1 pseudogene is annotated in these 371 nt (G+C 68.7%); it reads right to left on the minus strand.

Annotated features, from left to right (window positions below):
- Window positions 1–371, minus strand: a pseudogene (locus tag JM664_RS00010) (hypothetical protein); the annotation flags it as partial.

A 371-nucleotide genomic window follows, 5' to 3' on the forward strand; every position in this document is an offset into this window, starting at 1 on the left:
CTGAATGCGCCGAGGATGGCGGCGATCAGGAGAGCCAAGAGCGCCCTGAGGTGGGCGAGGATCTTGCGGAGGTTGTGGTCGCAGGCGCAGAGGACGGCGAAGAGCGCGTCGCCAGTGGTTCCCTTGAGCGGGCTGCGCGTCAGCCGGCCGTCGGTCTTCATGTGGCCGGTCGCCAATGAATGCGCCAATGATTCGAGCATCATTGGCGACGGCTCGATGGCGCTGCGGCGGCGCAGGAGCCTGGCCAGTGACGGCGTGATGCCCCTGCGGGTGCCGCTGATCAGCACGCGTGTGGTCTCGACGCCGTGCCCGCGGTAGCCGCGGTCGACGACAGCGAGAACGGGGCGGCGATCGGTCAGCACCTCGACCTG

The sequence above is a fragment of the Roseitranquillus sediminis genome (assembly GCF_016918935.1).
GTDB lineage: Bacteria > Pseudomonadota > Alphaproteobacteria > Rhodobacterales > Rhodobacteraceae > Roseitranquillus > Roseitranquillus sediminis.